This window comes from Acidovorax sp. KKS102, from assembly GCF_000302535.1.
Classification (GTDB): Bacteria; Pseudomonadota; Gammaproteobacteria; order Burkholderiales; family Burkholderiaceae_C; genus Acidovorax.
On sequence record NC_018708.1, the window covers coordinates 495219 to 512970 of the forward strand.

12 protein-coding genes are annotated in these 17752 nt (G+C 66.1%); 11 read left to right on the plus strand and 1 reads right to left on the minus strand.

Features of this window, described 5'->3' with window-relative positions; translation table 11 throughout:
• Positions 1–2 precede the first annotated feature (2 nt).
• Positions 3–947 (minus strand): ChaN family lipoprotein, encoded by a 945-nt coding sequence (locus tag C380_RS02300; protein ID WP_015012274.1) that lies wholly within the window; start codon positions 945–947, stop codon positions 3–5.
• Positions 948–1018: 71 nt separating this feature from the next.
• Here C380_RS02300 and C380_RS02305 point away from each other — a divergent pair, with 71 nt between their 5' ends.
• The 11 genes from C380_RS02305 (at position 1019) to C380_RS02355 (ending at position 17717) form a co-directional block, all read left to right on the plus strand.
• Positions 1019–2974 (plus strand): type IV pili methyl-accepting chemotaxis transducer N-terminal domain-containing protein, encoded by a 1956-nt coding sequence (locus C380_RS02305; RefSeq protein ID WP_015012275.1) that lies wholly within the window; start codon positions 1019–1021, stop codon positions 2972–2974.
• A complete protein-coding gene (locus C380_RS02310; RefSeq protein WP_015012276.1) occupies positions 2971–3693 on the plus strand; it encodes a response regulator in 723 nt (240 codons plus the stop codon). The genes C380_RS02305 and C380_RS02310 overlap by 4 nt, the downstream gene beginning before the upstream one ends.
• A 219-nt stretch (positions 3694–3912) precedes the next feature.
• Positions 3913–5205 (plus strand): nitrate/nitrite transporter, encoded by a 1293-nt coding sequence (locus tag C380_RS02315; protein WP_015012277.1) that lies wholly within the window; start codon positions 3913–3915, stop codon positions 5203–5205.
• Between the two features lie 20 nt (positions 5206–5225).
• Positions 5226–6635 carry a NarK family nitrate/nitrite MFS transporter gene (locus C380_RS02320; RefSeq protein WP_015012278.1) on the plus strand — a complete coding sequence of 470 codons (1410 nt, stop codon included), beginning with the start codon at positions 5226–5228 and terminating at the stop codon, positions 6633–6635.
• A gap of 34 nt (positions 6636–6669) precedes the next feature.
• Positions 6670–10467 (plus strand): nitrate reductase subunit alpha, encoded by a 3798-nt coding sequence (locus C380_RS02325; RefSeq protein WP_015012279.1) that lies wholly within the window; start codon positions 6670–6672, stop codon positions 10465–10467.
• Between the two features lie 23 nt (positions 10468–10490).
• Positions 10491–12014 (plus strand): nitrate reductase subunit beta, encoded by a 1524-nt coding sequence (gene narH / locus C380_RS02330; protein WP_015012280.1) that lies wholly within the window; start codon positions 10491–10493, stop codon positions 12012–12014.
• Between the two features lie 22 nt (positions 12015–12036).
• Positions 12037–12738: a nitrate reductase molybdenum cofactor assembly chaperone gene (narJ, locus tag C380_RS02335; protein WP_015012281.1), complete on the plus strand. Its 702-nt coding sequence runs from the start codon at positions 12037–12039 to the stop codon at positions 12736–12738.
• Positions 12735–13469: a respiratory nitrate reductase subunit gamma gene (narI, locus tag C380_RS02340; RefSeq protein WP_015012282.1), complete on the plus strand. Its 735-nt coding sequence runs from the start codon at positions 12735–12737 to the stop codon at positions 13467–13469. The genes narJ and narI overlap by 4 nt, the downstream gene beginning before the upstream one ends.
• 27 nt (positions 13470–13496) lie before the next feature.
• A complete protein-coding gene (locus C380_RS02345; RefSeq protein ID WP_015012283.1) occupies positions 13497–14438 on the plus strand; it encodes a peptidylprolyl isomerase in 942 nt (313 codons plus the stop codon).
• 60 nt (positions 14439–14498) lie between these two features.
• Complete coding sequence (locus tag C380_RS02350) at positions 14499–15176, plus strand: carbonic anhydrase (protein WP_015012284.1); 678 nt, start codon at positions 14499–14501, stop codon at positions 15174–15176.
• 99 nt (positions 15177–15275) lie between these two features.
• Positions 15276–17717, plus strand: a complete 2442-nt coding sequence (locus tag C380_RS02355; protein WP_015012285.1) for an adenosylcobalamin-dependent ribonucleoside-diphosphate reductase — start codon at positions 15276–15278, stop codon at positions 17715–17717.
• The last annotated feature ends 35 nt before the right edge of the window (positions 17718–17752 follow it).

The following is a 17752-nucleotide window of genomic DNA, read 5'->3' on the forward strand; positions in this document are numbered from 1 at the left end:
TCTTAGACCTTCTGGCCCGGCGGCGCAGGGCGCCATTGCTCGCGCAACTCGGCACACATATCGCGCGGTGGCCGCGCCGGGGTCTGGACCACGGCATCGGCTTGTGCACCTGATTTGATAGCTACAGGCGCATGTTCCACCTGCGCTACCACCACTTTTGACACCAAACTGGCGGGCCAATGTGTGGGCACGCCCAGGTGGCGCAGCACATGGCCGCCACCGGCCACCAGCAGCACCGTCTGGCCCGATCGCAACGCCTCCTGGGCCGTCTGGGCCAGGCTGGCGTCGCGGGCGATCTGGATGCGGGCCATGGGCGCGATTTGCGGCTCGGGTAGCAGGCCACAGTGGCCGTCCCGCATGGCCTGCTGCTGCTCGGCCAGTGCCGGGGCGGGCAGGTGCTGGTCGAGGGTGGCGTCGGCCATGGCGGCGCGCATGCGTGTGCGGGGCAGGTTGCCGCCCAGCACCGGCACCCCTGCGCCCACGGCGGCCATGACCACCGGGCCATAGGCCTTCCAGGGCCAGGCCGCGTCGTCCCACTGCAGGGCGGCCCGCGCCTGGGCCTCGCTGGCATCGCGGGGCAAGCCCTGGGTGCTGTGCCCGCGCTCGGCCATTTCCATCACCAGGGCCGCCAGCTGGCCCCGGCTGGCGAGCCAGGCCACCGCCTCGCGCTGCAGGCGCTGGTGGTCCGGGGCGTCGTGCTGCTCGCCCAATAGCAGCACGTCGGCGGGCAGCAATTGCTGCAGGCGCTCCGGCCAGGCTGCCGCGGGCACCACCGCAGCAGCCTGTGCCTGTGTGGACGGGGACGGCGTGGCCTTTAAGGCAGGGCCTGCGCAGCCTGCCAGGGTGGCCAGGCAGGCCACGGCCAGGACTGCGGAGACAGGGCGCCAGAGGGGCGCACGGCGGGTGCGGTGGGCAGACTGGAGAACAGGGCGGCTGGGCGTGTGCATTCGGCCATGCTAGCGGGCGCGCACTTGACGCAGGTCAAGAACCGCACAAAACCCCTTGCCTACACTGCGCCATGCGCTCGCGGCCCACCCTTTCCACCAAGCTCCTGGCCATGGGCGCCGGATTTTTGCTGGTGGCCCTGGCTTCCATCGGACTCACCTTGTGGGTGACCTGGAAGCTCGAAGGCGGCGCGGCGGCCGTCAACGAGGCCGGCCGCCTGCGCATGAACATGCTGCGCATGGTGCTGGTGCTCCAGAACGAGCCGCCCGAGGCCGTGCAAGAGCGCGCGCGCCAGTTCGACGCCAGCCTGGAGTTGCTGCGCACGGGCGATCCGTCGCGCCCGCTGTTTGTGCCGTGGAGCGACGAGACGCGCACCCGGTTCGACGGCATCCGCGCCCGCTGGACCGAGGCCCGCACGGGGTGGGTCAGCGCCTTGCCCCCCGACCGGGCCCGGAACCTGGCCGAGGCCGATGCCTTTGTGCAGCAGGTGGACGGCTTCGTGGATGCCATCGAAATCCAGATCGCAGGCTGGACCGCCGCGCTGCACCTGTTCCAGCTGTTCATGATGGCGCTGGCCATCGTGGCGGCCGTCACCTTCATGGCCGTGAGCTATTTGCTGGTGATCAACCCCGTGGCGCGCCTGCAGCAGGCCCAGGCCCGGCTGCGCCAGGGCGAGCTGGGCACGCGGCTGCAAGTGGACACTGACGATGAGTTCGGCCAGCTCTCGGCCGGCTTCAACCTGATGGCGCACGCGCTGCAGGCCTCGCACGACGAGCTGGAGCACAAGGTGCGCGAAAAGACCGCCAGCATCGCCGTGCAGAACCAGCGGCTGGCCGCGCTGTACGAGGTCAGTGCGCTGGCCAGCACCGCCAGCAGCCTGGAGCTGCTGGCCCAGGGTTTTGTGCAGCAGATTCGCCGCGTGGCGGGCGCCGATGCCGCCGCCGTGCGCTGGTCCAACGAGGCGAATGAGCGCTACGTGCTGCTGGCAGGTGATGGCCTGCCTGTGGCCATGGCCGAGGGCGAGCATTGCCTGCACACCGGCAGCTGCCTGTGCGGTCAGCCGCAGGAGCAGGCGCGCACCCGGGTCATCCCCATCACGCCATCCACCGAGGTCGCCTTGCCGCACTGCCGCGATGCAGGGTTTGAAACCATGGTCACCATCCCCGTCAAGATGCAGATGCGCATGCTGGGCGAGGTCAACCTGTTCTTCCGATCGCCCGTCGAGATGACCGACGAGCTGCGCGATCTGCTCGAAGCCATGACCCGCCACCTGGCCAGCGCCATGGAGGGCCTGCGTGCCATCGCACTGGAGCGCGAGGCGGCCGTGGCCGAGGAGCGCGGCCTGCTCGCGCGCGAGCTGCACGACTCCATCGCGCAGTCGCTGGCCTTCCTCAAGATCCAGACCCAGCTGCTGCGCGACGCCGTGGCGCGTGGCGACGATGCCAAGCGCGACCGCAGCATCGGCGAGCTGGATGTGGGCGTGCGGGAGTGCTATTCGGATGTGCGCGAACTGCTGGTGCACTTTCGCACCCGCACCAGCGAGGAAGACATTGAATCGGCGCTGCGCGCCACCTTGTCCAAGTTCGAGCACCAGACCGGCATGGTCACTACGCTGGGCATGGTGGGCCATGGCCTGCCACTGGCGCAGGACGTGCAGATCCAGGTGCTGCACATGGTGCAGGAGGCGCTGTCGAACGTGCGCAAGCACTCGGGCGCCACGCGGGTCGATGTGCTGGTGCACCGCCACCCCCGCTGGCGCTTTGAGGTGCAGGACAACGGCACGGGTTTTGACGTGACGGCCGTGCCGCCCGATTCGCTGCACGTGGGCATGGGCATCATGCGCGAGCGGGCCCAGCGCATTGGCGCCGTGGTCCAGGTGGAGTCCGCGCCAGGGCAGGGCACCCGGGTGTGCATCGAGCTGCCCTCGGTCGTGCCCGCCCAGACCGTGGCCGTTGCGTCTGAGGGGCCATTGGCTCAAGCTGCCTACGCTGCCCAGGCCGACATTCCCCACACCGCCAACACTCCATGACGAACCAAGCTGCCTCCGCCACCGCATCTTCTCCCCTGGTCACGCTGCTGGTGGTGGACGATCACACGCTGTTCCGGCGCGGGTTGATCGCGCTGCTGGGCCAGTATGAGGGCCTGTCCGTGGTGGGTGAGGCGGGGGATGCCGCGCAGGCCCTGCGGCTTGCGCCCCAGCTGCAGCCCCAGGTCATCCTGCTCGACAACCACCTGCCCGGCGTGATGGGCGTGGATGCGATCCAGGGGCTGCGCGAGGTGTCGCCCACCTCGCGCGTGCTCATGCTCACCGTGAGCGAGGACGCGCAGGACCTGGCGACCGCGCTGCGCAATGGTGCCCAGGGCTACCTGCTCAAGACCATCGACGGCGAGCTGCTGGCGCAGGCCATTCACCGCGCCGCCAGGGGCGAGCCCGTGGTCAGCCCTGAGCTGATGGGCAAGCTCGTGGCGGCGTTCCAGTCGCAGGGCGCGCCCGAGGCGCCCCCCGCGCCGATGCCACCTGCCGACGCAGCGGCGGCCGCCCCCAACGGTTTCACCCCCCTGTCGCCGCGCGAGGAAGACGTGCTGCGCGAGATCGCCCGGGGTGCGAGCAACAAGGAGATCGCCCGCACGCTCGACATCGCCGAGACCACGGTGAAGATCCACGTGCAGCACATCCTGCGCAAGCTGGGTCTCAGCTCGCGCGTGCAGGCAGCGGTGTACGCCTCGGACCGGCAGCGCGCCGAATAGCACACGCATAGACGTCTGCACGCCCGCACACGCGGCGTGCATCGCGTGCTTGGCGGGCAGGGGCAGCACCGTCCAACGCGTGCGCCATAGTTCTTTCGGACGATGCCGCACCCCCAGTGACTACTCCCTCTGCCGCGCCGCACACCCTCTAGCGAAGGATGTGCAAAAGCCTCTGCACACGCGACCATTCCTCTCATGCAAAAAGAGAGGAATCGCGCAATGGCCAACGCAACTTTGCCGCCGGGCGACAGCCCGCAGCGCACCCGTCAGGCGTGGTCGGTGCTCATCGTCAGCACCTTCGCCTTCACCGTCTGCTTCATGGTCTGGATGATGTTTGGCGTCATCGGCATCCCCATCAAGAAGATGCTGAACCTGAACTCCACGCAGTTCGGGCTGCTGATGTCCATGCCCGTGCTCACGGGCTCACTGGTGCGGGTGCCCCTGGGTATCTGGACCGACAAGTTCGGTGGCCGCATCGTGATGGCGGCCGTCATGGCCACCACCGTGCCTGCTATCTGGCTCATGAGCTATGCCACGGAGTACTGGCACTTCCTGACGATCGGCCTGTTTGTGGGCTTGGCGGGGGGCTCGTTCTCAGTGGGTACGCCTTATGTGGCGCGCTGGTTCCCCAAGCATCGCCAGGGCACGGCCATGGGTGTGTATGGTGCGGGTAACTCGGGTGCAGCCGTGAACAAGTTCGTGGCGCCCGTGATCCTGGTGGCCTTTGGCTGGACCATGGTGCCGCAGGTGTATGCGGCCATCATGCTCGGCACGCTGGTGCTGTTCTGGCTGTTCAGCTACAGCGACCCGGCCCACCTGGTGCCCAGCAACGTCAAGTTCACCGACCAGCTCAAGGCGCTCAAGGACCCCAAAGTGCTCAAGTACTGCCAGTACTACAGCATTGTGTTTGGCGGCTACGTGGCGCTGTCGCTGTGGATGGTGCAGTACTACGTGGGCGAATACGGCCTGGACATCCGCGTGGCCGCGCTGCTGGCCGCCTGCTTCTCGCTGCCCGGTGGCGTGCTGCGCGCCATTGGCGGCATTTTGAGTGACAAGTACGGCGCCCACAGCGTGACCTGGTGGGTGATGTGGGTGAGCTGGATCTGCCTGTTCCTGCTGAGCTACCCGCAGACCGACTTCACAATCCTCACCGTCAACGGACCGCAGACCTTCCACATCGGCCTGAACGTGTACATGTTCACTGGCCTCATGTTCCTGCTGGGCATCTGCTGGGCCTTCGGCAAGGCCAGTGTCTTCAAGTACATCAGCGACGACTACCCCCACAACATCGGCGCCATCAGCGGCATCGTGGGTCTGGCCGGCGGCATGGGCGGCTTCGTCCTGCCCATCCTGTTCGGCGCGCTGATGGACCTCACCGGCATCCGTTCCAGCGCTTTCATGCTGATGTATGGCGTGGTGTGGGTTTCGCTCATCTGGATGTACTTCACCGAAGTGCGCAACACCCGTCTCATGGGCTCGCAAAGCGCCGTCGCACAGACGGCCGCCCGCTGATTTTTCCAAGGACTCTCACCATGTCTGCCATCACCACCAGCGGGCGCCAGGGGCGTCTTCTCACCCTCTGGGCCCCGGAGGACAAATCGTTCTGGGAGCGCGAAGGCGAAGCCATTGCCAAGCTCAACCTCTGGATCTCGGTGCCCGCGCTGTTCCTGGCCTTTGCCATCTGGCAGGTCTGGAGCGTGGTTGCCGTGAGCCTGCCCGGCCTCGGCTTCAAGTACTCGACCAACCAGCTGTTCTGGCTGGCGGCCGCGCCCGCACTCTCGGGCGCCACGCTGCGCATCTTCTATTCGTTCATGGTGCCGCTGGTCGGTGGCCGCCGCTGGACGGCGATCTCCACCGCCTCGCTGCTGATTCCGGCGCTGGGCATCGGCTTTGCGGTGCAGGACAACACTACAGCCTACCCCACCATGCTCATCCTGGCGCTGCTGTGTGGCCTGGGTGGTGGCAACTTCAGCTCCAGCATGGCCAACATCAGCTTCTTCTTTCCGAAGGAGCGCAAGGGGTCGGCGCTGGGTGTGAACGCGGGCCTGGGCAACCTGGGCGTGTCGGTGGTGCAGTTCCTGAGCCCTCTGGTCGTCACGGCCGGCATCTTTGGAGTTTTTGGGGGTGATGCCCAGACCATCGTCAAGAACGGCCAGACCGCACAGGTCTGGACGCAGAACGCCGCTTTCATCTGGGTGCCATGGATTGCGCTGACCGCGCTGGCGGCTTGGTTTGGCATGAACGATATTGCCGACGCGCGCGCTTCGTTCGCTGCGCAGGCCGCCATTTTCAAGCGCAAGCACAACTGGCTGATGTGTGTGCTGTACCTCGGCACCTTCGGCTCGTTCATCGGCTACGCCGCAGGCTTTCCGCTGCTCATCAAGAGCCAGTTTCCCAGCATCAACCCCCTGGCCTACGCCTGGCTGGGGCCGCTGGTGGGTGCAGTGGTGCGGCCCTTTGGGGGCTGGCTGGCCGACAAGCTCGGCGGTGCTCGCGTCACGCTGTGGAACTTCATCGTGATGGCCATCGCCGTGGTCGGTGTGACGGTGTTCCTGCCATCGGGCGGTAACGAGGGCCAGTTCGCCGGCTTCTTTGTGTGCTTCCTGGTGCTTTTCCTCACCACCGGCATCGGCAACGGCTCCACCTTCCGCATGATCCCCGTGATCTTCCTGACCGAAGCCATGCGCGGCGTGGACCCCCTCAACACGGCCGCTGTGGCCCAGGCCAACAAGGAAGGCAACACCCTGGGTGCCGCCACGCTGGGTTTCACCGCTGCCATGGCGGCCTACGGCGGGTTCTTTATTCCAAAGAGCTACGGCAGCTCCATCGCGCTGACCGGCAGCCCCCACGCCGCGCTGTGGACGTTCTTCGCCTTCTACCTCGTATGCATCGTGATCACCTGGTGGCACTACGCGCGCAAGAACGCCGCCATGCCTTGCTGATGACCCCTGAACAGAACAGAACAAGGAGCCCCCGATGAGCCATTTCCTCGATCGCCTTTCGTACTTCTCGCAGCCCCGCGAAACCTTTGCGCAGGGCCATGGCCAGACCAACGGTGAAGACCGCACCTGGGAAGACGCCTACCGCGACCGCTGGGCGCACGACAAGATCGTGCGCAGCACCCACGGCGTGAACTGCACCGGCAGCTGCAGCTGGAAGATCTACGTCAAGGGCGGCATCGTCACCTGGGAAACCCAGCAGACCGACTACCCCCGCACCCGCCCCGACCTGCCCAACCACGAGCCCCGTGGCTGCGCGCGCGGCGCCAGCTACAGCTGGTACCTGTACAGCGCCAACCGCGTGAAGTACCCCATGGTGCGCGGCCGGCTGCTCAAGCACTGGCGTGCCGCCATCGCGCTGGCCAAGAGCCCGGTCGATGCCTGGGCCAGCATCGTCGAGAACGATGCCTCGCGCAGCGAATGGCAAAAGCAGCGCGGCCTGGGCGGCTTTGTGCGCAGCACCTGGGACGAGGTGAACCAGATGATCGCTGCGGCCAACGTCTACACCATCAAGAAACACGGCCCGGACCGCATCATCGGTTTCTCGCCCATCCCGGCCATGTCGATGATTTCGTACGCCGCTGGCTCACGTTACCTGAGCCTGATTGGCGGCGTATGCATGAGCTTCTACGACTGGTACTGCGACCTGCCCCCCAGCAGCCCGCAGACCTGGGGCGAGCAAACCGACGTGCCCGAGTCGGCCGACTGGTACAACAGCTCGTACATCATTGCTTGGGGCTCCAACGTGCCCCAGACGCGCACGCCCGACGCGCACTTTCTGACCGAGGTGCGCTACAAGGGCACCAAAGTCGTGTCCATCACCCCCGACTACTCCGAAGTCGCCAAGCTGGGCGACTTGTGGATGCACCCCAAGCAGGGCACCGACGCTGCCGTGGCCATGGCCATGGGCCACGTGATCCTGAAAGAGTTCTACTTCAAGGACGGCGGCAAGGGCCGCAGCGCGTACTTTGATGACTACGCCCGCCGCTACACCGATCTGCCCCTGCTGGTGGTGCTCAAGGAAAAGACGCTGCCCGATGGCCGCACGGTGATGGTGCCCGACCGCTATGTGCGCGCCAGCGACTTCCCTGGCCAGCTCGACCAGTCCAACAACCCTGACTGGAAGACCGTGGGCTATGACGAGCTAGGCCAGGTCACGCTGCCCAACGGCTCCATCGGCTTCCGCTGGGGGGCCGACGGTCGCACCGACCAGGGCCTGTGGAATCTGGAGAACAAGGACGCTCGTACCGCCAATACCGTCAAGCTCAAGCTGTCGGTGATCGAGGATGGCGCGCAGGCCCATGACGTGGCCGATGTCGCCTTCCCGTATTTCGGTGGCGTACATGCGCCGAATTTCACGGCCAATGAACAGGGCAGTGACGTGATGGTGCGCCGCGTGCCGGTGTCCCATCTGGAGCTGTCCGGCCACGAGGCCCAAGGCCGTGTGATGGTGGCCACGGTGTTCGACCTGCTGGCCGCCAACTACGGCATTGACCGGGGCCTGCCCGGCGAAGAACAAGGCGTCACCTACGACAGCGACCGCCCCTACACCCCCGCATGGCAAGAAAAGATCACCGGCGTGCCACGCGATCAAGTCATCACCGTGGCCCGCCAGTTTGCCGACAACGCGCACAAGACCCACGGCAAGTCCATGGTGATCATCGGCGCAGCCATGAACCACTGGTACCACAGTGACATGAACTACCGGGGCATCATCAACATGCTGATGCTGTGCGGCTGCATCGGCCAAAGCGGTGGCGGCTGGGCGCACTATGTGGGTCAGGAAAAGCTGCGGCCCCAAACCGGCTGGACCGCGCTGGCCTTTGCGCTGGACTGGATCCGCCCACCCCGCCAGATGAACAGCACGAGCTTCTTCTACGCCCACACCGACCAGTGGCGCTACGAGAAGCTGGGCATGGAAGAAATCCTCTCGCCCCTGGCCGACAAGAAGGCCTACCACGGCGCACAGATCGACTACAACGTGCGCGCCGAACGCATGGGCTGGCTGCCATCGGCACCCCAGCTCAAGACCAGCCCGCTGCAGGTGGCCAAGGACGCTGCTGCTAAGGGCATGGACACCAAGGACTACGTGGTGCAGTCGCTCAAGAACGGCAACCTGCAAATGAGCTGCGAGGACCCGGACCACCCCTCCAACTGGCCGCGCAACATGTTCGTGTGGCGCTCCAACATCCTGGGCTCGTCGGGCAAGGGGCATGAGTACTTCCTCAAGCACTTGCTGGGCACCACCCACGGCGTGCAGGGCAAGGACCTGGGCCAGGACGAAGCCAAGCCCGAGGAAGTGCAGTGGCACGCCAAGGCCCCGGAAGGCAAGCTGGACCTGCTGGTCACGCTGGACTTCCGCATGAGCACGACCTGTTTGTATTCGGACATCGTGTTGCCCACGGCCACCTGGTATGAGAAGAATGACCTCAACACCAGCGACATGCACCCCTTCATCCACCCGCTGTCCACCGCCGTGGACCCTGCCTGGCAGGCCAAGAGCGACTGGGAGATCTACAAGGGCTTCGCCAAGGCCGTGAGCGAGGTCAGCGTGGGCCACCTGGGCGTGGAGAAGGACGTGGTGCTCACGCCCATCATGCACGACACGGCGGGCGAAATGGCCCAGCCTTACGGCGTGCGCGACTGGAAGCACGGCGACTGCGACCTCATCCCCGGCAAGACCGCACCGCAGGTCACGGTGGTGGAGCGTGACTACCCCAACCTGTACAAGCGCTTCACGGCCCTGGGCCCGCTGATGGACAAGGTCGGTAACGGCGGCAAGGGCATCGGCTGGAACACGCAGACCGAAGTGGGTCAGCTGGGCGACCTGAACGGCCGCGTGAAGGAAGAGGGCGTGACGCAAGGCATGCCCCGCATCGTGAGCGACATCGACGCCACAGAAGTGGTGATGATGCTCGCCCCCGAAACCAACGGCCACGTGGCCTGCAAGGCCTGGGAAGCCCTGGGCAAGCAAACGGGCCGCGACCACGTGCACCTGGCACTGCACCGCGAGGACGAGAAGATCCGCTTCCGCGACATCCAGGCGCAGCCGCGCAAGATCATCAGCTCGCCCACCTGGTCGGGCCTGGAAAGCGAAAAGGTCAGCTACAACGCGGGCTACACCAACGTGCATGAGCTGATCCCATGGCGCACCCTCACGGGCCGCCAGCAGTTCTACCAGGACCACCCCTGGATGCGCGACTTCGGCGAAGGCTTTGTGAGCTACCGCCCCCCGGTGCACCTGAAGACGCTGGAAGAAGTCGAAGGCAAGAAGCCCAACGGCCACCGCGAGATTGCGCTGAACTTCATCACGCCGCACCAGAAGTGGGGCATCCACAGCACGTACAGCGACAACCTGATGATGCTCACGCTGAACCGGGGCGGCTCGGTGGTGTGGCTGAGCGAGGACGACGCCAAGAGCGCCGGCATCGTGGACAACGACTGGGTGGAGCTGTTCAACGCCAACGGCGCCATTGCGGCCCGCGCGGTGGTAAGCCAGCGTGTGAACCCCGGCATGGTGATGATGTACCACTCGCAAGAGAAGATCATCAACACCCCCGGCTCCGAGATCACCGGCACGCGCGGTGGCATCCACAACTCGGTCACGCGCATCGTGCTCAAGCCCACCCACATGATCGGTGGCTACGCGCAGTACAGCTACGGCTTCAACTACTACGGAACCATCGGCACCAACCGCGACGAGTTCGTGCTGGTGCGCAAGATGGACCGCATCGACTGGATGGATGGCGAAGCCGCTGCATCCGACCACGCCTGAAGCCGAAGACAAGGAGAAACACGATGAAAATTCGCGCACAAATCGGCATGGTGCTCAACCTGGACAAGTGCATCGGCTGCCACACCTGCTCGGTCACCTGCAAGAACGTCTGGACCAGCCGCCCCGGCGTGGAATACGCCTGGTTCAACAACGTCGAAACCAAGCCCGGCATTGGCTACCCCAAGGAATGGGAAAACCAGGACCGCTGGAACGGTGGCTGGGTGCGCAGCCCCGACGGCTCCATCGCCCCCCGCCAGGGCGGCAAGTGGAAGCTGCTCATGCGCATCTTCGCCAACCCTAATCTGCCGCAGATCGACGACTACTACGAGCCCTTCACGTTCGACTACGACCATCTGCAGTCGGCGCCTGAAAGCAAGGCCGCTCCCACGGCCCGGCCGCGCAGCCTGATCACGGGCAAGCGCATGGAGAAGATCGAGTGGGGCCCGAACTGGGAGGAAATCCTGGGCGGCGAGTTCAGCAAGCGCAGCCAGGACAAGAACTTCGACGATGTGCAAAAGGACATCTACGGCCAGTTCGAAAACACCTTCATGATGTATCTGCCGCGCCTGTGTGAGCACTGCCTGAACCCGGCGTGCGTGGCATCGTGCCCCAGTGGCTCGATCTACAAGCGCGAGGAAGACGGCATTGTGCTGATCGACCAGGACAAGTGCCGTGGCTGGCGCATGTGCGTGAGCGGTTGCCCCTACAAGAAGATTTACTACAACTGGCAGTCGGGCAAGGCCGAGAAGTGCATCTTCTGCTACCCCCGCATCGAGGCGGGCCAGCCCACGGTGTGCTCCGAAACCTGCGTGGGTCGTATCCGTTACCTGGGCGTGCTGCTGTACGACGCGGACCGCATCCAGGAAGCCGCCAGCGTGGAGCGCGACCGCGACCTGTACCAGGCCCAACTCGATATCTTCCTGAACCCGAACGACCCGGACGTCATCAAGCAGGCGCGCATCGACGGTATCCCCGACAGCTGGATGGAAGCCGCCCGCAACAGCCCCGTCTACAAGATGGCCGTGGACTGGAAGGTGGCCCTGCCGCTGCACCCCGAGTACCGCACGCTGCCCATGGTCTGGTACGTGCCGCCGCTCTCGCCCATCACGGCTGCCGCCAACGCGGGCCATGTGGGCGTGAATGGCGAGATTCCGGACGTGTCGCAACTGCGCATCCCGGTGCAATACCTGGCCAACCTGCTCACCGCCGGTGACACCGGCCCGGTGGTGCGCGCGCTCGAACGCATGCTGGCCATGCGCACCTACCAGCGCGACAAGCATGTGGAGCAGCGCCAGAACCTGTCGGTGCTCAAGCAGGCAGGCCTGTCGATGGCCGAGGTCGAAGAGATGTACCAGGTGATGGCGATTGCCAATTACGAAGACCGCTTCGTGATCCCGTCGGCCCACCGCGAGTACGCCGAGAACGCATTCGACATCCGGGGTGGCTGCGGCTTCTCGTTTGGCAACGGCTGCTCGGATGGCGCGACGGAAGTCAGCATGTTCGGCGGCAAGAAGCCGCGGACCATCCCGATCAAGGCCACGGTCTGATCGCACACAGGAAGGAATCACCATGTTCAAGAAGAACCCGACCTCTGTGCGCCTGACCCTGCGCGCCCTGGGCTACCTGCTGAGCTATCCCGATGCGCAGCTGCGCAGTGTGATGCCGCAGCTCATCGATGCGCTGCAGGCCGAGCAGGCCCTCAGCGCTGAGCGCATGGACGAGCTGAAGGCCGTGTGCCAGCACCTCGCGGCGCTGGACCCACTGGAAGCCGAGGCCCGCTACGTGGACAACTTTGACCGGGGCCGCCAGACTTCGCTGCACCTGTTCGAGCATGTGCACGGCGATTCGCGCGACCGGGGACCGGCGCTCATCGACCTGCTGCAGACCTACGAAAAGGCGGGCCTGCAGTTTGAAGCCGACGAGCTGCCCGACCACCTGCCGGTGGTGCTGGAGTTTGCCTCCACCCAGCCACCCGCCGTGGCCAAGGAGTTTTTGGGCGAAATGGCCCACATCCTCAACGCCTTGTTCAGCGCGTTGGTGGCAAGGAGCAGCCCCTACGCCAGCGTGATCGCTGCGGTGCTCGAAGTCTCGGGCCAGCGCGTGCAGTCGGTGGCGCTCACGCCCGAGCCGCCCATGGACGAGGTCTGGGCCGAGCCCGAAGCGTTCGGCGGTTGCAGCACCCAGGGCCAGTCCAAGCCTGACCAGCCGCAACCCTTGCATTTTGTCCGTACCCCCCGCGCCGAGCGGGCCCCCGAAGGAGTCTCAGCATGACTACCCCCTGGCTCGATACCCTGTTGTTTGGCATCTATCCCTACATCTGCCTGGCCGTGTTCTTCATCGGCAGCTGGGCGCGGTTTGACCGCGACCAGTACACCTGGAAAAGCGACTCGTCGCAGCTGCTGCGCACCGGCAGCCTGCGCTGGGGCAGCAACCTGTTCCACATCGGCGTGCTGTTCCTGTTCTTCGGGCACACCTTTGGCATGCTGACGCCGCACTTTGTGTATGAGCATTTCATCAGCGCGGGCAACAAGCAGCTGATGGCCATGGTCACCGGGGGCATTGCGGGCTTGCTGGCCTTCGTGGGCATCTCCATCCTGCTGCACCGCCGCCTGTCGGACGCGCGCATCCGCGCCACGTCCAAGACCAGCGACATCGTGCTGCTGATCCTGCTCTGGCTGCAGCTGGCCCTGGGCCTGGCCACCATCCCGCTGTCGGCGCAGCACCTGGATGGCTCCATGATGATGAAGCTGGCCGAGTGGGGCCAGCGCGTGGTCACCTTCCGCAGCGGTGGTGTGGAGCTTCTGGCTGAGGCGGGCTGGATCTTCAAGGCCCACATGTTCCTGGGCATGAGCATCTTCCTGATCTTCCCGTTCACCCGCCTGGTGCATGTGTGGAGCGGCTTTGGCACGCTGGCCTACGTGCTGCGCCCCTACCAGGTGGTGCGTGCGCGCCGCCTGAACCTGCCCGCTGGCCACCTGCAGTCGCAAGACCGCCGCGCCTGAGACCCACTGACCATCCAGGAGCACACCATGAGCGGATGTGGAACCGGGAGCTGCGGATGCGGCTCCACCGACAGCAGCGTGGCAGCAGCCCCTGCCAGCACGCTGACCCCTACGCAGACTGCGGCCTACGAGGCCCTGGTGGCGACGATGGCCGATGCACCCGTGCAGGCGATGCCCGCGCCCGCAGCAAGTGGGCCAGTGGCCGTGGCTGACATCGCACGCATCAACGGCGTGGCCCTCAACGCCCCGCACGAGTTGCTGGACGAAGAGGCCCTGCGCCAACGTGCCTGCACCGAGCTGCTGCGTCAGGCGGCCCAGCAGGCGGGGTTGCTGTCGGCCGACGATGTGCCGGGCGCCTTGGGTGCTATCAGCACCGAGGCCTCCGACGCCATCGAGCAGTTGCTGGACCGCGAGCTGCCGATCCCCGATCCGTCGGAAGAAGCCTGCCGCCGCTACCACGAGGCCCACCCTGCGGCGCACGCCCAGGGCGAGCGCGCACAACTGCGCCACGTGCTCTTTGCCGTGACGCCGGGCGTGGATGTGAAACAGCTGCGCCTGCGCGCCGAGGCGCTGTTGATCGACTTGCGCTGCGCCGATGACGGGGGGGCAAAGTTTGCCGAAGCCGCTGCCCAGTGGTCCAACTGCCCCAGCGGCCAGCAAGGCGGTGACCTGGGTTGGCTCACCCGCGCCGACTGTGCGCCAGAGTTCGCCCGCGAAGTATTTGGCAGCGCCGAAATCGGCGTGCTGGCGCGCCTGGTGCACAGCCGCTTTGGCTTGCATGTGGTGGAAGTGGTAGCGCGCGAGGCCGGGCAACAGCCCGCGTTCGAGGACGTGCGCCAGGCCATCGCGCTCACCCTGCGCCAGCAGGCCTGGGTGAATGCGCTGCGCCAGTATCTGCAACTGCTGGCAGGTGCTGCGGTGGTTGAAGGGGTGGCGCTGGACGCGGCCGAATCGCCGCTGGTGCAGTAATCGCGCCGCACACCCAGTGAGCCCTATTGCTTCATCCCCTCATCGCCTCATTGCCCGCCCATGCCCGACGAGTTGCTGGACCGTTTGCGCCGCTTTCATGACGACGCCTTTCCCCAGTACCGCCAGCAGTTCCAGGCGCTGGTGGACGAGGGGCAGCATCCCACGACGCTGTTCATCGGGTGCTCAGACTCCCGCCTGGTGCCCTACCTGCTGACCGGCGCGGGGCCGGGCGAGCTGTTTCTGGTGCGCAATGTGGGGGCCTTCATCCCGCCCTACGACGGATCGCACGGCCACCATGGCACCACGGCGGCCATCGAATTTGCAGTGCTCAACCTGCAGGTGCGCCGCATCGTGGTGTGCGGCCACAGTCACTGTGGGGCTATCAAGGCGATGTATGGTGAGGTTTCGCCCGAGGCCCCCAACCTCAACCGCTGGCTGGACCTGGGGCGCGAAGCCCTGCTGCCCATGCAGCCGGGCCCCGAGGTGTTGCGCCGCACCGAGCAGCGCGCGGTGGTGCTGCAGCTGGAGCGCCTGATGGAGTACCCCATGGTGCGCAGCCGGGTGCAGTCGGGCCAGATCAGCCTGCACGGATGGCACTATGTGATCGAGGATGGCGAGGTGCATGTGTTTGATGTGCAGACTGGCGGGTTCGTGCCCGCCTCGCAGTCGGACCACAGCGGTACCGGCCCCTACCAGCCCTATGTGGAGCATGACGGGCAAGTGCTGGTGGACGAGTGATCGGTCCCTGCTTGCCAGGAGCCGGCATTCGGAGTGGAATGAGCGCTCCTTGACCGAACGCAACCCCGTTTCAGCCCGCAACCCAAATCATCGGCCCCCATGAAACGCGAACCCCAGCCCCCTCTCCACCCCACCGCTTCCCTGCAGCCCATCAGCCTGGATGTGCTGAGCGAGAAATACCTCAAACCCGGCGAAACCACGGCCGACGAGCTGTACCAGCGCGTGGCGCGGGCCCTGGCCTCGGTCGAAAAGCCGGAGCTGCGCGCAAAGTACGAGTCCTTATTCCTCGCCAACCTGAAGGCGGGCGCCATCGGCGCGGGCCGCATCATGAGCGCGGCGGGCACCGACATCCAGGCCACCCTCATCAACTGCTTTGTGCAGCCCGTGGGTGACTGCATCCAGGGTGTGGACGACGAAGGCTTTCCGGGCATCTACGAGGCGCTGCGCGAAGCCGCCGAAACTATGCGGCGCGGCGGCGGCGTGGGCTACGACTTCTCGCGCATCCGCCCCAAGGGTGCGCAGGTCAAGGCCACGGCCTCCATGGCCTCGGGGCCCTGCAGCTACATGAACGTGTTCGACCAGTCCTGCTCCACGGTGGAGAGCGCGGGCGCACGCCGGGGCGCGCAGATGGGCGTGCTGCGCATCGACCACCCCGATGTGCACGAGTTCATCACCGCCAAACGCACGCCGGGCCGCTGGAACAACTTCAACGTGTCGGTCGGCGTGTCGGACGCGTTCATCCAGGCCGTGCAGAACAACGCACCGTGGGAGCTGGTGCACAAGGCCCGCCCCGGCGCCGCACTGCTGGCCCAGGGCGCCCGCCAGCGCGCCGATGGCCTGTGGGTCTACGCCACCGTGCAGGCGCGCGAGTTGTGGGACACGATCATGAAGTCGGCCTACGACTTTGCCGAGCCGGGCATCCTGTTCCTGGGCCGCATCAACGAAGACAACAACCTGCATTACTGCGAAGACATTGCTGCGACCAACCCGTGCGGCGAACAGCCGCTGCCGTCGTACGGCTGCTGTGACCTGGGACCCATCATCCTTACCCGCTTTGTGCGCCACCCCTTCGGGTTTGGCGGCGTGGCCGCGTTTGATTTTGACGCCTTCACCCAGGCCGTGGCGCTGCAGGTGCGTGCACTCGACAACGTGCTGGATGTGACCTACTGGCCGCTGCCGCAGCAGCGCGACGAGGCCATGGCCAAACGCCGCATTGGCGTGGGCTTTACCGGCATGGGCAACACGCTGGCCATGCTGTGCCTGCGCTACGACCTGCCCGAGGGCCGCACCATGGCAGCGCGCATTGCCGAGTGCATGCGCGATGCGGCCTATGCTGCGTCGGTGGAGCTGGCGCGCGAGAAAGGCGCGTTTCCGAAGTTCGATGCGCGGGGCTATCTGGCGGAGGGCACGTTTGCGAGCCGGTTGCCCGAATCGCTCAAGGCCGCGATCCACCAGCATGGCATCCGCAACAGCCACCTGTTGTCCATCGCGCCCACGGGCACAGTGAGCCTGGCGTTTGCCGACAACGCCTCCAACGGCATCGAGCCGCCGTTCTCGTGGATGTACAAGCGCAAGAAGCGCGAGTCGGACGGCAGCACCACCGAATACGCGGTGGAAGACCACGCCTGGCGCCTGTACCGCGAGCTGGGCGGCGATGTGAACGCGCTGCCCGACTACTTTGTCTCGGCCCTGGCCATGTCCGCGCAGGACCACATCGCCATGATGGAAGCCGTGCAGCCCTTTGTGGACACGGCCATCTCCAAGACCGTGAACATCCCGGCGGACTACCCGTACGAGGACTTCAAGGACCTGTATCTGCAGGCCTGGCGCGCGCGGCTCAAAGGCCTGGCCACTTACCGGCCCAACAGCATCCTGGGCTCGGTGCTGGAAACGCATGCAGAGCCTGCACCCGCGCCCGCTGCGGCTGCAGCGCCCGTCGCCGCCCCCGTGGACCCGATGCGCACCGTGATCGAGAGCCGCCCGCAAGGCGGCCTCTCCGCCGTGGCCGAAAAGCTTGAATACTGGACGCAGGAAGGCCACAAGACGCTGTACCTCATCGTGTCCTTCCTGCCCGTGCCTACGGGGGTGGGCAACCGTACTGTGGACCGTGCCATTGAGTTCTTCATGCCTGTGGGCCAGAGCGGCGAGTCGCAGCAGTGGATCACCTCCAGCATGCGCCTGCTCTCGCTGGCCGCGCGGGGCGGTTTTCTGGAGCGAGCCTTGAGCGACATGCGCAAGGTCGCCTGGGACCGGGGCCCCGTGCGCCTGGGCACCCACCGCAAGGACGACGGCACGCTGGTGCCCATGTGGCACGACTCCGAGGTGGCGGCCATGGCCTACGCCATCCAGAACATCCTGGCGCGCCGCGTGGCCGACCCGGTGCAGCAGCAATTGCCGCTGGACGAGCCCACCCCGCCACCCGTGGCCGTGCCCCAGGCCATGGCGGGCAAGAAGTGCAGCGAGTGCGGTGCCCATGCGGTCATCCGCAAGGACGGCTGCGACTACTGCACGCAATGTGGGCACCTGGGGAGCTGCGGATGAGCCGTGGCAGCCTACACGGCCTGTCCCGGTGTGCC